Origin of the sequence: Pseudomonas sp. R3-18-08 (assembly GCF_003852065.1) — a bacterium.
Lineage (GTDB): Bacteria > Pseudomonadota > Gammaproteobacteria > Pseudomonadales > Pseudomonadaceae > Aquipseudomonas.
The window spans coordinates 5,093,435-5,109,323 of sequence record NZ_CP027729.1; the positions used below are offsets into that span (position 1 = coordinate 5,093,435).

The following is a 15,889-nucleotide window of genomic DNA, read 5'->3' on the forward strand; positions in this document are numbered from 1 at the left end:
AACCTGAGCGGCATAACGTGGATCAAGTGGCATTGGCAAAACGCTCCGGAACGGTAATAAGGAACTCGTTATCGAGTCGACCGCCCCGGATGATTTGCCGCTTGCCCTTGCCTAGATCGATGCTGGAACGATCTATTCGCGCGTACCAGGCATGGCCCGCCTTACGCGCCAGCACAAAGAACACACGTTTGACGCGGATGGAGTTGCACGCTTCAAGCAGAGTCTGCAGGCGCTTTGGGCTCAGTGTGGCAAGCCCGTTGAGGATATCGGCCACGCCGCTGAACAGCATCTCGTCGGCGCTTTGGTGAATAAGCTCGAGCACCGCACGTTCCGGGGTGGAGATTTTTAGCGCGAATTGACGGTAAGGCATTTGGAAAAGTTGTAACGCCATATCTTCCAATTCCGTAAAGAGCACGCCCGGATAGAAGTTCACCTGCGCTTCCCATGCATGCTTGCGAAACCAACCGGGAAGAACGGCCCCTGACAGGCCGAATAGATCTACAGACTCTTTTCCAAACGTCAGGTAATGGCTGTAACCGGCCAAGCTCAAGGCCGTCGCGCCGCCCGGCCAGACCTGCACTGTTGCGCCCTGTTGCAACGCGAACACACCGCCGTGCCAGTCGATACTCTCGCCGCTGCGTTTCCAGGCACCGTGACCCACGCGTTCGACCCAGCCTGTTTGCTGATATTTCTGAATGAGATTCGGGCCAACGCCCTGTTCGCTCAGCCACGCTTGGGTGGCGATGACGCTCGATGGCCAATTCGCTAGAAGATAGTTTATTTTCATTTAAAATATCACCCTATAAGGGTCTTTATATAATGAATATTAAACCATGGTAGCGCTACTTGGAGTCATTCTTTTCCACCTTTTGATTGTCTCCTTCTTGTTGACGGTAAGACACGCGCCAGCCGATTTATCACTCTCAGACCAACCATTAATCTGTGCCCATGTTGAACACAACGCCCAACCAACCTAAACAAAAAAGGATTCAACCATGAGCACTCCAACCTACAGCCGCTTGAACAAAGACGACGCCATTGTCCTGCTGGTCGACCACCAGACCGGCCTGATCTCCCTGGTGCAGGACTTCTCCCCCAACGAGTTCAAGAACAACGTGCTGGCCTTGGCCGACCTGGCCAAGTTCTTCAATCTGCCGACCATTCTCACCACCAGTTTCGAGCAAGGCCCCAACGGCCCGCTAGTGCCGGAGTTGAAGGAAATGTTCCCGGACGCGCCGTATATCGCTCGCCCTGGTCAGATCAATGCGTGGGACAACGAAGACTTCGTCAAGGCGATCAAGGCCACCGGGCGTAAGCAGATCATCATCGCCGGTGTCGTGACGGATGTGTGCGTGGCGTTCCCGACCTTGTCGGCGCTGGCGGAAGGGTTTGAGGTGTTCGTGGTAACGGATGCGTCGGGCACGTTCAATACCACTGTGCAGCAGGCGGCATGGAGCCGGATGACCCAGGCCGGTGCGCAATTGATGAACTGGTTTTCGGTGGCGTGTGAGTTGCACCGCGACTGGCGCAACGATATCGAAGGCTTGGGCAACCTGTTGTCCCAGCGCATTCCTAACTATCGCAATTTGATGAATGGGTATGCGGCGCTGACAGCTCAGCAGAAATAAGTCAGCCCAGTGTGACGATAAGCCTGCCCTGAAAAGGCAGGCTTTCGGTGTTTGAACCGGCTTACCCCGCCAGCTCTCTCTCTATCTGCTCAATGCTGGGCAAACTGGTCTGCAGTTCTGCCGACAAAGACTCTACCCACTGATATTCCGCCACACCGATAGGCCGGTTGTTATCGCGCAGAGCATATTCAGCCACCACCTCATTTTTACCCTTGCACAGCAACAGGCCAATGGTCGGGCCATCCTGTGGGTGCTTCAGTTCGGCATCTACAGCCGCGAGATAGAAGCTCAACTTGCCCAGATGCTCGGGCTTGAATTTACCCGCCTTGAGTTCGATCACTACGTAGCAGCGCAGTTTCAAATGGTAAAACAACAGGTCAACGAAGAACTCATCACCGCCAACATTCAGCAGTACTTGCCGGCCAACGTAGGCAAAGCCCGCGCCCAACTCTAATAAGAACTCAGTGACATGTTTGATCAAAGCATTTTCGATATCACGCTCTTTCGCATCCAGGCCCAGGCTTAGGAAGTCAAAGCGATAAGGGTCCTTGAGAGATTCTCGTGCCAGATCGGATTGTGCCTTGGGCAAATGGCTTTCGAAGTTGCTGACTGCCTTGCCACTGCGCTCCAGCAAGCAATTTTCGATGTGCAGTAACAGCGTGTTCCGCGACCAGCTGTGTTTAACTGCCTGGGTGATGTACCAGCGACGTGTTTCCGGGCCGGGAAGCTTTTCGAGCAACACCACGTTGTGACCCCAGGGCAATTGTGCAGCAGCCTGTTGCACAAATTCCGAATCCGGCCACGCCTCGGCAAAAGCACGCATGTACTTGAGGTTGCGCGGCGAAAAACCCTTAATGTCGGGAAACGCTGCACGCAGATCCTGCGCAAGGCGGTCGATCACTTTGCTCCCCCAGCCTTGATCGCTCTGACGGGCCAAAATTTCGCGTCCAATCTGCCAGTAGAGCATCACCAATTCACGATTGACCGCGATTGACGCGCGCTGCTGTGCGTTATGGATACGGCTCTTGAGGCCTGTCAGCCAATCGGTGTAGCCATCAGGCGGCGCGTTTAAACCGATAGAGGCCTCGTTCATACTTTTTCACTCTTGTGTTTTCGGCAGGCTAGTCAAGCCGCCGGGCCGTCACAAGAGCTCTTAAATAGTCTAGGAAGGGTCCTGCTTACCTTACGGAACGGTCCTGCTGTTCGGGCCCGCGCGGGGCTCTTCGCTGACGCAGAGGGCCAACCGGCTGAAATAGGCCGGCGCACTATCTGAAAAAGAACTTTTCATGCATATCGGCAAAGCCGCGCAGGTGTCCGGCACGACCATCAAGGCGTTTCGTCATTATGAGGTCATCAGGTTGATGCCCGAGCCCCAGCGCCAGGGCGGTCATCGCGTCTATACGGCGCAAAGTTTCGAATCGCAACGGATGGGGGTCTGGTTGAATGCATTTGAGTCCTGCTGAAAGGCGCTCATTGGGCACTATTCGTCAATCAGCAGCATCGCAATCTGAAGTGCTCCGTGGGCATCAGTCGCCATCGACTATTGCCCGCCCTTTGTAAGTGCAATCTGATTTTTCAAACCACTCATCCAGCTGCCTTTCGCTGGGGCAGACTCCGACGCCTTGCCTTCTGCCGAGACGTCATGGATGACCCACGCTGCCCACATCACCTCGATCGAATATGAGCTGGATACTTTCCATCAGAGCCTGATGATTTATCGCCAGCAAATGGGTGCCTGGTATTCCCGGACACTGGATTCGGTGAGCCATGCCACGGATATGCCGTCGTTGCTGGGAATGGACCGGGTGTTACGGGCCGGGGATTCGCAGCAGTCGGTGAGCCTTACCGACGCGGATTTCTCTACCGTGGCTCTTTGCCCTGCGGGTGGCGTGCTTAAGATCCAGAGCAGGTTCGAGTCGCTGTATGACGTGCCGATTGGCGACATCCCCGTTGAGGTGACCCGCCTGGATGACGGTAGCTCAGCAGTGATCATGCTCGATGAACACGGCGAGGGTTCGCACTACTGCGCCGCTGGCGGGCGCTATCAAGTTCGGGTTCAAGGCGGAGTTTCAGCGCAGCAAGTGGATGCCTTGTTTGACTCTTATGCCGGGCTGACAGCAGACCTGGAGCAATGGCTGCGCGATCAGTGGAAGGACTTCAAGCCGCATTGGCAGCAATCCACGGCCAGTGCAATTGGCAGCGGCGTACTGGCGGGCAGTTGGGCGGCGATCCGTGATGTGTGGGACAGCATAAAGCTGGTGCAGTCGATCCTTGAAGATCCGTTGCAATATGTAGAACAACTGGGAGCCCAGGCAGCCAAGTTGGCGCAAATCGCCACCGATGCCCCCAAGATCATGGAACAGGCGATGTTGCTCGCCAGCGATGAGGCTGCACTGTACCTGCTGATACGTACGGCGATGATATGGCTGGACGCGTTGCCGCCGAGCCAGGTCGCGGAAGTGGCTGCAGGGTTAATAGTATCGCTGCTGATTGATCTGGTGATTGACGCGGTGCTGACCATCGCCTTACCGGCGGCGGGTGTGGCGTATTTAAGCTTGCGGCTGGTCAAGTATGGCGCTCGGATTGTTGAGGCCGCGGCTGGCTTCGTACAGAGTATGTTGGCGATTCTGACCAAGTTTATGCAGGCGGTGGATCGCTATAAAGCGGTGGCGGTTCGAGGGGTGGTCGGTGGGCTGAAACAGGGCACCCTGCAGATGCGCTGGAAGGCTCGGCAGAACGCGGTGCTGCGGCACAAAGAGCATGTGGATGATGTGCCTGCCGTGGCGTCAAACCCGAAGGGGGATGCGGCGGCTCCGGCGGAAAAGACCGTCACCCACGGCTGCCCGGTGTCGATGGTCACCGGCGAGGAACTGCTGACACTTACCGATGGCGCGCTGGATGGGGTCTTGCCATTCGAGTGGACGCGTTTGTATCGCACCAGTGCGGTGGAAGTGGACTGTGGCTTGGGGTTTGGTTGGAGTCATGCGCTGGCGCAGCGGCTTGTGGTGTCAGGCGATTCGGCGGTGTGGACCGACCATGAGAATCGCTCGACCACCCTGCCCTTGCCGACGGCTGCTCGACCGGCGATTACCAACAGCCTGGCGGAAGCGGCGATTTACTTAGGGTCGTTGCCTGATGAGTTGGTGCTGGCCCAGGCGTCGCGCTTCTACCACTTTCGCGACGGTGTGCTAACGGCGATCAGCGATGCGTATGACAACCGGTTGTTGGTTGTCCGGGATCGGTTGGGGCGGATTGAGCGACTGGATAACGGCGTGGGCCGCTCTTTGCTCTTGCGCTATGAGCTGGATCGCATTGTCGCGGTGGACTACCAGGTTCATCGCGCCACAGGGCATGAACCCTTCGTCTGGGTGACCGAGCAGAACGTCGTTTCCTACACCTATGACGACAGTGGACGACTGGTTTCAGCGACCAACGCTGTCGGTGAGTGTGAGCGTTATCGGTACGACGAGCAGCACGTCATTCTTGAGCGCCAACTGGCCGGTGGGGCGAGTTTCTTTTGGGAATGGGAACGCGCTGGCAAGGCAGCGCGCTGTATTCGGCACTGGGCCAGTTTTTCGCAGATGGACACGCGGTATGTCTGGGGCGATGACGGTCGCGTCACCGTGCACAACGCCGACGGCAGCCAGGAAGTTTACGTACATGACCAGCGGGCGCGGCTGGTACAGCGCATCGATCCGGATGGCGCTCAGCATTTCAAATCCTACGATGACAAGGGCCGCCTGACCGTCGAGCAGGACCCGCTGGGTGCGGTGACGGCCTATCAATACGACGACGCCGGACGCTTGATCGCGCTGTTTCCGGGGGATGATGAGCCGACGTCCTACGAGCATGACAACGGTTTCGTACGGGTTATGCGCCGTGGCCAAGCGGTCTGGAAATACGAGCGCAATGACCAGGGCGATGTCATTCGCCAGATCGATCCCGATGGCAACGCGACCGACTACAGCTACGACAAACAGGGACAACTGACCGGGGTTTGGTATCCGGATCACAGCTGCCATCGCTTGGTGTGGAATGAACGCGGGCAGCTCGTTGAAGAGCAATTGCCCAATGGCGGGATCAAGCGCTACCGCTATGACGAGCTGGGCCGGCAGATTGCGCGTGAGGATGAACAGGGCGCGCTGACCCAGTATCAATGGGACGGCGTGGGTCGGTTAACTCGCTTGGTACTGCCGGACGGTGCCATACGAGAATTCAGCTACAACCCCTACGGAAAAATCATCGCCGAGCACGATGAATTGGGCCACGTCACCCGCTACGAATACGCCGACGGCCTGCACCTGATCAGCCGCCGCATCAATGCCGACGGCACCCAGCTCAAGTACCGCTACGACAACGCCCGCTTGCTGCTGACCGCCATCGAAAACGAAGTCGGCGAAACCTACCAGCTCGACTACCACCCCAACGGCCTGATCCAACAGGAAACCGGCTTCGACGGCCAACGCACCGCGTACACCTACGACCTCAACGGCAACCTGCTGGAAAAAACCGAATACGGCGACGATTGCAGTCAGCTCGTCACTCAATACCAGCGCGACTATGCCGGTCGCCTTGTAAGAAAAACCCTCCCCGACGGCAGCGCTGTCGACTATGCCTACGACCGCCAAGGCAACCTCCTCAGCGTCGACGACGGCCACTGGTTCCTGGCCTACGAGTACGACCGCCAAAACCGCCTCACTGCCGAACACCAAGGCTGGGGCACTTTGCGCTACGGCTACGACGCCTGCGGTCAGTTAAAAAACCTGCGCCTGCCAGACAACAACCGCCTCACCTTCAACCACGACAAAGGCGGGCATCTCGCCACCGTCGAGCTGAACGGTGCGCTGCTGACTTCCCACCTGTTCAAAGCCGGCCGCGAACACCAACGCCAACAAGGCCAACTCCTCAGCCACTACCACTACGACGACCAAAACCGCCTGCACGCCCACGCCGTCACGCAACAGCAAAACCACCTCTACCAACGCCATTACGACTACGACAAAACCGGCAACCTCACCCGCCTGCACGACACCCGCAAAGGCGAACACCTTTACCGCTACGACCCACTCCACCGCCTGACCCGCGCCGATCACTCGCAAGACATACAAGAACGTTTCGGCCACAACCCTGCCGGCAACCTGCTCATGCAGGACAGGCCGGGCCCGGACATCGTCGCGGGTAATCGATTGATGATCCAAGGCGATCACCATTACGACTATGACGCCTTCGGCAACCTCATCCACGAGCGACGTGGCAAGGGCCATCAGCTCGTCACCGAATACCGCTACGACTGCCAGCATCGGCTAATCGGCATCACCAAGCCCAACGGCCAAAGCGCGAGTTATCGCTATGATCCGTTTGGGCGGCGTATCAGCAAAACCGTGGATGGGAAAACCACCGAGTTCTTCTGGCAAGGCGACAAAGTAGTCGCTGAGCATCACGCGGATCGTCATCGCAGCTACCTCTACGAACCCGACAGCTTCCGCCCATTGGCACTGCTGGAAGGCTTCGGTCCAGCAGAAACAAAGCCCTACCACTACCAACTCGACCACCTCGGCACACCGCAAGAACTCACCACGCCTGAAGGCGAAATCGTCTGGTCCGCCCATTACCGCGCCTACGGCGAAATCAGCCGCCTCGACGTAGGCAAAATTGACAACCCGCTACGTTTCCAAGGCCAATACTTCGACCAGGAAAGCGGCCTGCACTACAACCGCCATCGCTACTACAATCCGGATATTGGTCGTTACTTGACGCCCGACCCGGTGAAGCTGGCGGGTGGGATCAATGCATACCGATATGCGCCCAACCCAACGGGGTGGGTGGATCCGCTGGGGCTGAGTAGATGTCCAGGCATTGATGGATATAAGCCGGCACATCGCTCTGAAGATCCTGCGGAAAACGTCAAGGCCAATGAAGGGGATGTAGAGCTTCCGAAAGGTTTCGATAGCAAACTGTCAAGAAACGGCGCATTTAGAAGAGCCAAAGAGATTGGAGGCATACCAAGAAATACTCAACCGATAGGCATCTACCGAGAAACCATTCGCGATCAGGATTGCCATACTGTAGGACGAGTGTACGTTTTCAGCTTAGCAAAGAACCATCTAACTAAAATATATGAGCATTCGCTAGGTCACAAAAAAGGCAATCATGGACCTCACTTCAACACCAAAACTACGGTAAATGAAATCAAAGCCCCATTAAAAACCGGTGACAATTCACACACCTACTTCAAGAGATAAAAATGAAAACCGCATACATAAGCGAATTCGGCATAAGACCATGGGAAAGCGCACGCCCTACAAATGATGTGAAATTCGTTACTACGACATTAATAAACCACAGCTTTAGCAACCTATGGCGATCATGGTGCGAGATTATGGAGCCATTAGTAGAGTGGCGTATAAAAAGAGAATGGCGCGCCGCCACTGGCGCCGCATTCAACTCACGAACTGAAGAATATTTATACAAAAAAAACAAAATCAGCACATTGAACTCTGGCGACCTGTTCAAAAAAAATGAAATAAGTAATATTTATAGCACCATTAGAAACCTTCCGAGCAGCCCAAAAAATATAGACAATCTAGCTCTGGAGGGCTCTCACGGCACACTAATTATTATGGAAAAAAACGGAACTGATATAGAACAACTCTGGGACAAAATGAAAATTTTTGAAGATCGCATCACGCCAGAGAAAATAAGTATTTTTTTGGAATCACAACTTGACACCATGCTATGCAGATTTTATGACTCAGAAACCCATGCAGCAGCTCAATTTTTTTACGCAACTAACGGCGAAAGCCGCACACTCTTAAATCTTATTGAGCACAATTTCAACCAATTACGAGAAAGCGAAATTTGCAACTATATAAACAACACCCATACAAATCGCTCAGACTAATCAGAAACCTTGTCGAAAATAATACCCAACCAACAAGACTCAGATTAATAAGAGCGGGGCAAAAAAAGTAGCACATAGGGATAAGCAATGAAAATAATGTGCACGCCGCTGACTGACAAGGCCATGTCTTTGCTAGATATCAACGCCTGCCCAGACGACCAAATGGCAAGACTCATCCTCACAAACGCAGAACACCTACAGCTTCAAAACTCAGGAATATTCGAAGAAATCAACAATTCCTTGAGAAAACTTATCGATGACTACGAGGATGAACATATTAAAAATCACGAAGATCTTTCCGAAATACTGAGAATACTGGAAAAAAAATCATTACCTGAAAACCCCGAATTACTAAAAAATTAATCCATCTAAATAAATTAGCTATCGATAAAAAAACTGGCGTCTTTTTCTATTTTTAAACAATGAATATAAATTTAAAAACAGCAGAAGTTATAGCGCTCAACAAACATGTTGAAGAAGACGTTACACTGCTCATTGAGGGTACGTTCATAAACTGCTTTATCAGCTACTGCCCCTACGAGCTAGAAGTAGGAAAAACGTATGCCGTGGAGCTGACATTAAACCTTTCCGACGATTACGAAATTGAGCGCACAGTGGTCAGCCGAACTTTGGTAAAACGGATAGGTCGAGGTTACGCCTATGTTCTCTACGGATATTTGAGTAATAACATGTTCGTCACTTTCACATCACTTCATGATGAGGACATACATTACGTTCATCCCGAATGCAATGAGCACTTTATCAAACTAGAGATTGAAAGAATCGACGCCAGTTTCCACTGAGGTGTTAATAACCGTCCCTCATCACCATCACGGCGCCACTCACAGATCAAGTCTAGACGGTGAGCCGAATAACCAGCACAATCGGCTCACAATATGAGCCGAATAACCTCTCCATTCGACTCACTCCCAGGCCCCCGCCCATGGATTATTCACGCTGGATCTGGCAACACATCGACTGGCCCCATTTCCACTGGCAGCCCGGACGCTTGGCTGCTTTGCTGCGCGACTGCGGTCACTCCCAAGGCAAACTCCTAGGCATGCTCGGCTCCGCTGGTCAGGCAGCCAGCGCGCAGAACGAACTGGACGCGCTGCTGCAAAACATTCTGACCTCCTCCGCTATTGAAGGTGAGCAACTGAATGTCGGCTCGGTGCGGTCCTCCCTGGCGCGACGGTTAGGCCTGGAGGCCACGAAAGCCGGCCAGGTAAGCCGCAGAAGTGAAGGTCTCGCTGATCTGATGATGGATGCCACCGAGCAATACGCTCAGCCGTTCACGTACGCGCGTTTAATGCATTGGCACCATTTGCTGTTCCCAACTTCGGAAGCGGGCCTTACCGCGCGAAGCATGAATGTCGGGGGGTTGCGAGGGGATGAGCCTATGCAGGTGGTATCGGGGCGTCTTGACCGGCCGACCGTGCACTTTGAGGCGCCGCCACGCCAGGGGTTGGAGCAGGCGCTGGATGACTTCCTTGAATGGTTCGAACTGAGCCGCCATCAACCAGAACTGGACCCGTTCATACGCGCTGGCATTGCGCATTTCTGGTTTGTCACACTTCACCCGTTCGATGACGGTAATGGTCGCCTGACACGCGCCATCACTGACTTGGCCTTGGCCCAGGGCGACCATCACGCGATACGCTTTTATGCGATGTCAGCCAGTATCCTTGACGACCGATCGGGTTACTACAAAGCGCTGGAGTCCAGCCAAAAGGCCACACTTGATATTACAGATTGGCTGGAGTGGTTCCTGAGAACATTGTTACGCAGCCTGCAGCAGGCGATGGCGCGGATAGACCGTGTGTTGAGCAAGACCCGGTTCTGGGACCAACACCGCGGCGCTGCGTTATCTGCCGAGCAGGTCAAAGTACTCAATCGTCTGCTCGACGGTGGTGATAAAGGCTTTGAGCATGGGATCAGCGCCGCGCAGTACCAGGCAGTCGCCAAAGTGTCCAAGGCGACAGCCACCCGCCATCTGTCTGATTTGCTGGAAAAAAAGTGCCTGATCCGTCTCCCCGGAAGCGGTCGCAGCACGCGTTACCAGGTCAATACCCAAGGCGAATGACACCCCCCACTCATTTGCCCCAATCCCCCATGTCTGCTAGTGTCGCGCCGGTTTACCGTCTACCGGAATTGCCGCCATGGCCCGCAAAAAAGTTGCACTCGATTTCGAACAATCCCTCGCCGACCTGCAAACCCTGGTCGAGCGTCTGGAGAACGGCGAGTTGTCGCTGGAAGACTCGTTGACGGCGTTTGAGCAAGGCATCGGCCTGACCCGTGACTGCCAGAGCGCGTTGGCGCAGGCTGAGCAGAAAGTGCAGGTATTGCTTGAGCGTGATGGGGAGTTGGCCGAAGAACCTTTCGATGCGGAACAACCCGAATGATCGATGCGTATCAGGCCAGTAGCCAAGCCCGGGTGAATGCGGCGCTGGAGCCCTTGTTTGTTGCGCCAAGCCCGGAAATGAAGCGCCTTTACGACGCCATGCGCTATAGCGTGATGAATGGCGGCAAGCGCGTGCGCCCGTTGCTGGCGTATGCGGCGTGTGAAGCGCTGGGTGCGCCAGCCGAGGACGCGAATGGCGCGGCCTGTGCGGTAGAACTGATTCACGCCTACTCCCTGGTACACGACGATCTGCCGGCGATGGACGACGACGATCTGCGTCGCGGCCAGCCGACCACCCATAAAGCCTTCGATGAAGCCTATGCGATCCTGGCCGGTGATGGCCTGCAGAGCCTGGCGTTCAGCGCGTTGCTCGACCCGCGTTTGAGCCGCGTGAATGCCGAGATCCGCCTGCGCATGGTCACCGCCCTGGCACTGGCGGCAGGTCCGGCCGGCATGGTCGGCGGGCAGGCGATCGACATGGGTTCGGTCAGCCTCAAGCTGGATCAAACGGCCCTGGAACACATGCATCGCCACAAGACCGGCGCGTTGATCGAGGCTGCGGTGCAGCTCGGTGCCCTGGCCAGTGGCCGGGCCGAAGCCGCGCAATTGGCGGCGCTGCACACCTATTCACGAGCTGTTGGCCTGGCGTTCCAGGTGCAGGACGACATTCTCGACGTGGAAAGTGACACCGCGACCCTCGGCAAACGCCAGGGCGCCGATATCGCTCGGGACAAACCGACCTATCCTGCGCTGCTCGGGCTGGAAGCCGCCAAGGCGTATGCCCTGGAACTGCGCGACCAGGCCCTGGACGCCCTGCGACCTTTCGACGCGGCGGCTGAGCCGTTGCGTGACTTGGCGCGGTATATCGTCGAACGTCGCCACTGATAACCGTGGCGATCAGCGCCGCATATCGGCCAAGTTGGCGCCCCTGCGTGGGCAGTTTGCAACGCTTGAGGTAAACTGCCGCCTCTTCTATACCTATAACGATTCGCCTGATGCCCACGACGTTCCAAGAGATTCCCCGCAAGCGCCCGTCCACGCCCCTGCTCGACCGCGCTGCCACGCCGGACGGCCTGCGTCGACTGGGTGAAGCCGAGCTGGAAACCCTGGCCGATGAACTGCGCCTGGAATTGCTCTACACGGTCGGCCAGACCGGTGGGCATTTCGGCGCCGGGCTGGGCGTGATCGAGCTGACCATCGCCTTGCACTACGTATTCGACACCCCGGACGACCGGCTGGTGTGGGACGTGGGCCATCAGGCGTATCCGCATAAAATCCTCACCGGCCGGCGCGAGCGTATGGCCAGCCTGCGCCAGAAGGACGGTATCGCCGCTTTTCCGCGTCGTTCCGAGAGCGAGTACGACACCTTTGGCGTCGGCCACTCCAGCACCTCGATCAGCGCAGCGCTGGGCATGGCGATTGCCGCTCGCCTGCAAAACAGCGATCGCAAGGCAATTGCGGTGATCGGTGATGGCGCGCTGACTGCGGGCATGGCCTTCGAAGCGTTGAACCATGCGCCGGAAGTGGACGCCAACATGTTGGTGATCCTCAACGACAACGACATGTCGATTTCGCGCAACGTCGGTGGCCTGTCCAATTACCTGGCGAAAATCCTCTCCAGCCGTACCTACGCCAGCATGCGTGAAGGCAGCAAGAAAGTGCTGTCGCGTCTGCCCGGTGCGTGGGAAATCGCCCGTCGTACTGAAGAATATGCCAAGGGCATGCTGGTGCCCGGCACGCTGTTCGAAGAATTGGGCTGGAACTACATCGGCCCTATCGACGGCCATGACCTGCCGACCCTGATCGCCACGCTGCGCAATATGCGTGACCTCAAGGGCCCGCAGTTCCTGCATATCGTCACCAAAAAAGGCAAAGGCTTCGCGCCGGCGGAAGTCGACCCGATCGGTTACCACGCGATTACCAAGCTGGAACCGCTGGACGCTCCCGCCGCTGCGCCGAAAAAGGCCAGCGGGCCGAAGTATTCCGGTGTGTTTGGCGAATGGCTGTGCGACATGGCCGCCGCCGACCCGCGCCTGGTGGGGATTACGCCGGCGATGAAGGAAGGCTCCGACCTGGTGGCCTTCAGCGAGCGTTTCCCGTTGCGTTACTTCGATGTGGCGATTGCCGAGCAGCACGCAGTGACTTTCGCCGCCGGCATGGCCTGCGAAGGCGCCAAGCCGGTGGTAGCGATTTACTCCACCTTTCTGCAACGCGGTTATGACCAGTTGGTGCATGACGTGGCGGTACAGAACCTCGACGTCTTGTTCGCTATCGACCGCGCCGGCCTGGTGGGCGAGGACGGCCCGACCCACGCCGGCAGTTTCGACCTGTCCTACCTGCGCTGCATCCCCGGCATGCTGGTGATGACGCCGAGCGACGAGAACGAACTGCGCAAGATGCTCAGCACCGGCCACCTGTACAACGGCCCGGCGGCCGTCCGCTATCCGCGCGGGAATGGCCCGAATGCGCTCATCGAGAAAGACCTGGAGCCTATCGAGATCGGCAAGGGCATCGTGCGCCGCCAGGGCAGCAAGACGGCCTTCCTGGTGTTCGGGGTGCAACTGGCCGAAGCCCTGAAAGTCGCCGAGAAGATCGACGCCACCGTGGTCGACATGCGGTTCGTCAAACCGCTGGATGAAGCGTTGGTGCGCGAGATTGCCGGTAGCCATGAGTTGCTGGTGACGGTCGAAGAAAACGCCATCATGGGCGGTGCCGGCGCGGCGGTCAGCGAGTTCCTGGCGCGGGCGAATATCCTCAAATCGGTGCTGCACCTGGGCCTGCCGGATATGTACGTCGAACACGCCAAACCGGCGCAGATGCTGGCTGAATGCGGGTTGGATGAAGCCGGTATCGAAGCCTCGGTGCGCGAGCGCTTGGCGCTCCTGAATCCGTAACCGGATCCAAATGTGGGAGGGGGCTTGCTCCCGATAGCGGTGGATCAGCCAACTTATATATGACTGAACCACCGCCATCGGGAGCAAGCCCCCTCCCACATTTGATTTGTGTCACCTTCAAACGCCATGGGTAGCCCATGAAACATCTTCGTCTCGCCCTGCCCCTGCTGCTTCTGCCAGCCTCACACCTGCTCGCCGACACCCGCGACCAGGCCCTGAAGCTCTCCGACGTGGTCATCAGCGCCAACCGCCAGGTGCAGGCGCGCAATGACAGCAGCGCCGCCAACACCGTGTTCACCCGCGCCGACATCGACCGCCTGCAGCCTTCCAGCCTGACCGATCTGCTCAGCCGCGTGCCCGGCGTACAAGTTGCGCCCACCGGCGGCCGTGGCAGCTTGCCGGGCATTTACATTCGCGGCACGAAGTCTGCGCAAAGCCTGGTGCTGGTGGACGGCCAGCGCATTGCCAACACCACGTCCGGTGACAGCGGCCTGCAATACCTGAACGTCGACCAGATCGAGCGCGTGGAAGTGCTGCGCGGTTCACGTTCGGTGATCTACGGCAGCGATGCGATTGGCGGGGTGATCCAGGTGTTTACCCGGCGCAACGCCGCGCAAGGCCTGCAACCGCGCCTGAAGCTGGGCGTTGGCAGCAACAAGACGTGGCAGCGCAGCCTTGGCCTGTCGGGCGGCGATGAACAGACGCGCTTCAACCTGGGCGCAAGCCTGGATGAAACCGCCGGCATCAATTCAACCCATCAGTCGTTTCCCAGCGATGGCGACCACGATGCCTACCGCAACCGGTCCCTGAGCCTGAACCTCAGCCATTCGTTCAGCGACGAGTTGGAGGTGGGCTTCAATCTATTGGATAACCGCGGCAAGTCGGAGTACGACAACAGCTTCGGGCGCTATGACTTCGCCACCGGGCAAAGCCTCGGTCAGAAACCCTACACCGACTACACCGTCAGCAGTGCCAGCGGCTATGTCGACGCCACCCTCAGCGAAGGCTGGCAGTCGCGCCTGGAACTGGGCCACAGCGAAAACCGCGACACCAAGCGCGATACCCTCAGCGACGATTTCAGCGTGTTCAACACCTACCGCGACTCGGTCAACTGGCAGAACGACCTGACGCTGGACGACCGCAACAGCCTGATCGTCGGTGGCGACTGGTACGAAGACCGCTTCCACGGCTCCACCACCTTTACCGAAGACAGCCGCTGGAACCGCGCCGCCTTTGTGCAGCACCGTTTCCAGGGTGAGTGGTTTTCCACCGAGCTGGGCCTGCGCCGCGACCAGAACCAGCAGTTCGGCGGCCAGAACAGCTGGAGTGGCACGCTGACGGTGCCGATCAACCCGGACAACGATGTGTTGCTCAGCTACAGCGAAGGCTTCCGTGCGCCCACCTTCAACGACCTGTATTACCCCGACACGCAATACAGCAACCCCAACCTGCAACCTGAGCGCTCAAAGAGTTACGAGCTGCAATGGCGCAGTCAGTTAACCGACAGCACCCGCCTCGAGGCCTCGTTGTACCGCACCGACCTGAGCGACGCGATCATCCTCGACGGCGGCAAGCCGCAGAACGTGGCGTCGGCGCGGATCAATGGTTTTGAAGCGGCGCTCAAGCAGGAGCTGTTTGGCTGGCAGGGCAACCTCGGCGTGTCGCTGATCGACCCGAGCGACCGCGACAGCGGCCATACGTTGGCACGTCGTGCACGGCGCACGGTGAACCTGGACCTGGACCGGCAGTTCGATAAGTTCGGCGTAGGCGCAAGCTGGCAGGCGATCAGCAGCAGCTACGATGACGAAGCCAACCGTAATCGCCTGGGCGGTTACGCCTTGCTGGGCCTGCGCAGCAGTTGGGCACTGAGCCACGCGGTGTCGCTGTCGTTGAAGGTCGATAATCTGTTGGACAAGGCCTATTCCCGTGCGCGCTACAGCTATAACGATCCGGCGTTCCTGAACAATCAGGACTACCGGGAAGAAGGCCGGGTCTGGATGTTCGGCGTAACGTGGACGCCGCAGATGTGAGGCGCCACAAAATGTGGGAGGGGGCTTGCCCCCGA

The 15,889-nt window shown here is 57.3% G+C and carries 11 protein-coding genes and 1 pseudogene; 10 read left to right on the forward strand and 2 right to left on the reverse strand.

What is annotated here, in order from left to right:
* Positions 1-22 precede the first annotated feature (22 nt).
* Positions 23-787: a type IV toxin-antitoxin system AbiEi family antitoxin gene (locus tag C4J92_RS23410; RefSeq protein WP_124405399.1), complete on the reverse strand. Its 765-nt coding sequence runs from the start codon at positions 785-787 to the stop codon at positions 23-25.
* A gap of 208 nt (positions 788-995) precedes the next feature.
* Between C4J92_RS23410 and ycaC the strand changes: the two genes are divergently transcribed.
* Positions 996-1,628 (forward strand): isochorismate family cysteine hydrolase YcaC, encoded by a 633-nt coding sequence (gene ycaC, locus C4J92_RS23415; RefSeq protein ID WP_003239464.1) that lies wholly within the window; start codon positions 996-998, stop codon positions 1,626-1,628.
* Between the two features lie 61 nt (positions 1,629-1,689).
* Here ycaC and C4J92_RS23420 read toward each other — a convergent pair whose 3' ends face one another.
* On the reverse strand, positions 1,690-2,721 hold the full coding sequence (locus C4J92_RS23420) for a YhcG family protein (RefSeq protein WP_124405400.1): 1,032 nt from the start codon (positions 2,719-2,721) through the stop codon (positions 1,690-1,692).
* Between the two features lie 193 nt (positions 2,722-2,914).
* Between C4J92_RS23420 and C4J92_RS23430 the strand changes: the two are divergent.
* From C4J92_RS23430 to C4J92_RS23470, 9 genes and pseudogenes are all read left to right on the forward strand, one after another.
* Positions 2,915-3,046: pseudogene (locus tag C4J92_RS23430) on the forward strand (MerR family DNA-binding transcriptional regulator); the annotation flags it as partial.
* A 228-nt stretch (positions 3,047-3,274) separates the two neighbouring features.
* The gene (locus C4J92_RS23435; RefSeq protein ID WP_124405401.1) at positions 3,275-7,870 is read left to right on the forward strand and encodes an RHS repeat-associated core domain-containing protein; all 4,596 of its coding nucleotides are present in this window, start codon (positions 3,275-3,277) and stop codon (positions 7,868-7,870) included.
* Between the two features lie 2 nt (positions 7,871-7,872).
* Complete coding sequence (locus C4J92_RS23440) at positions 7,873-8,529, forward strand: hypothetical protein (RefSeq protein WP_124405402.1); 657 nt, start codon at positions 7,873-7,875, stop codon at positions 8,527-8,529.
* Positions 8,530-8,652: 123 nt separating this feature from the next.
* A complete protein-coding gene (locus tag C4J92_RS23445) occupies positions 8,653-8,892 on the forward strand; it encodes a hypothetical protein (protein WP_256657431.1) in 240 nt (79 codons plus the stop codon).
* Positions 8,893-9,472: 580 nt separating this feature from the next.
* Positions 9,473-10,612, forward strand: a complete 1,140-nt coding sequence (locus tag C4J92_RS23450) for a Fic family protein (protein WP_124405403.1) — start codon at positions 9,473-9,475, stop codon at positions 10,610-10,612.
* 76 nt (positions 10,613-10,688) lie between these two features.
* On the forward strand, positions 10,689-10,931 hold the full coding sequence (locus C4J92_RS23455) for an exodeoxyribonuclease VII small subunit (protein WP_003176346.1): 243 nt from the start codon (positions 10,689-10,691) through the stop codon (positions 10,929-10,931).
* Positions 10,928-11,815 (forward strand): (2E,6E)-farnesyl diphosphate synthase, encoded by an 888-nt coding sequence (gene ispA, locus C4J92_RS23460; RefSeq protein ID WP_124405404.1) that lies wholly within the window; start codon positions 10,928-10,930, stop codon positions 11,813-11,815. The genes C4J92_RS23455 and ispA overlap by 4 nt, the downstream gene beginning before the upstream one ends.
* Before the next feature lie 110 nt (positions 11,816-11,925).
* The gene (dxs, locus tag C4J92_RS23465; protein ID WP_124364581.1) at positions 11,926-13,824 is read left to right on the forward strand and encodes a 1-deoxy-D-xylulose-5-phosphate synthase; all 1,899 of its coding nucleotides are present in this window, start codon (positions 11,926-11,928) and stop codon (positions 13,822-13,824) included.
* Positions 13,825-13,961: 137 nt separating this feature from the next.
* Complete coding sequence (locus C4J92_RS23470) at positions 13,962-15,854, forward strand: TonB-dependent receptor domain-containing protein (RefSeq protein ID WP_124405405.1); 1,893 nt, start codon at positions 13,962-13,964, stop codon at positions 15,852-15,854.
* The last annotated feature ends 35 nt before the right edge of the window (positions 15,855-15,889 follow it).

Excerpts from the sequence above, each read along its gene's own strand:
- dxs (WP_124364581.1), top strand. The coding sequence starts at position 11,926 with ATGCCCACGACGTTCCAAGAGATTCCCCGCAAGCGCCCGTCCACGCCC.
- C4J92_RS23445 (WP_256657431.1), top strand. The coding sequence starts at position 8,653 with ATGTCTTTGCTAGATATCAACGCCTGCCCAGACGACCAAATGGCAAGA.
- ispA (WP_124405404.1), top strand. The coding sequence starts at position 10,928 with ATGATCGATGCGTATCAGGCCAGTAGCCAAGCCCGGGTGAATGCGGCG.
- C4J92_RS23420 (WP_124405400.1), bottom strand. The coding sequence starts at position 2,721 with ATGAACGAGGCCTCTATCGGTTTAAACGCGCCGCCTGATGGCTACACC.
- C4J92_RS23435 (WP_124405401.1), top strand. The coding sequence starts at position 3,275 with ATGACCCACGCTGCCCACATCACCTCGATCGAATATGAGCTGGATACT.
- C4J92_RS23440 (WP_124405402.1), top strand. The coding sequence starts at position 7,873 with ATGAAAACCGCATACATAAGCGAATTCGGCATAAGACCATGGGAAAGC.
- C4J92_RS23410 (WP_124405399.1), bottom strand. The coding sequence starts at position 787 with ATGAAAATAAACTATCTTCTAGCGAATTGGCCATCGAGCGTCATCGCC.
- C4J92_RS23455 (WP_003176346.1), top strand. The coding sequence starts at position 10,689 with ATGGCCCGCAAAAAAGTTGCACTCGATTTCGAACAATCCCTCGCCGAC.
- ycaC (WP_003239464.1), top strand. The coding sequence starts at position 996 with ATGAGCACTCCAACCTACAGCCGCTTGAACAAAGACGACGCCATTGTC.
- C4J92_RS23470 (WP_124405405.1), top strand. The coding sequence starts at position 13,962 with ATGAAACATCTTCGTCTCGCCCTGCCCCTGCTGCTTCTGCCAGCCTCA.
- C4J92_RS23450 (WP_124405403.1), top strand. The coding sequence starts at position 9,473 with ATGGATTATTCACGCTGGATCTGGCAACACATCGACTGGCCCCATTTC.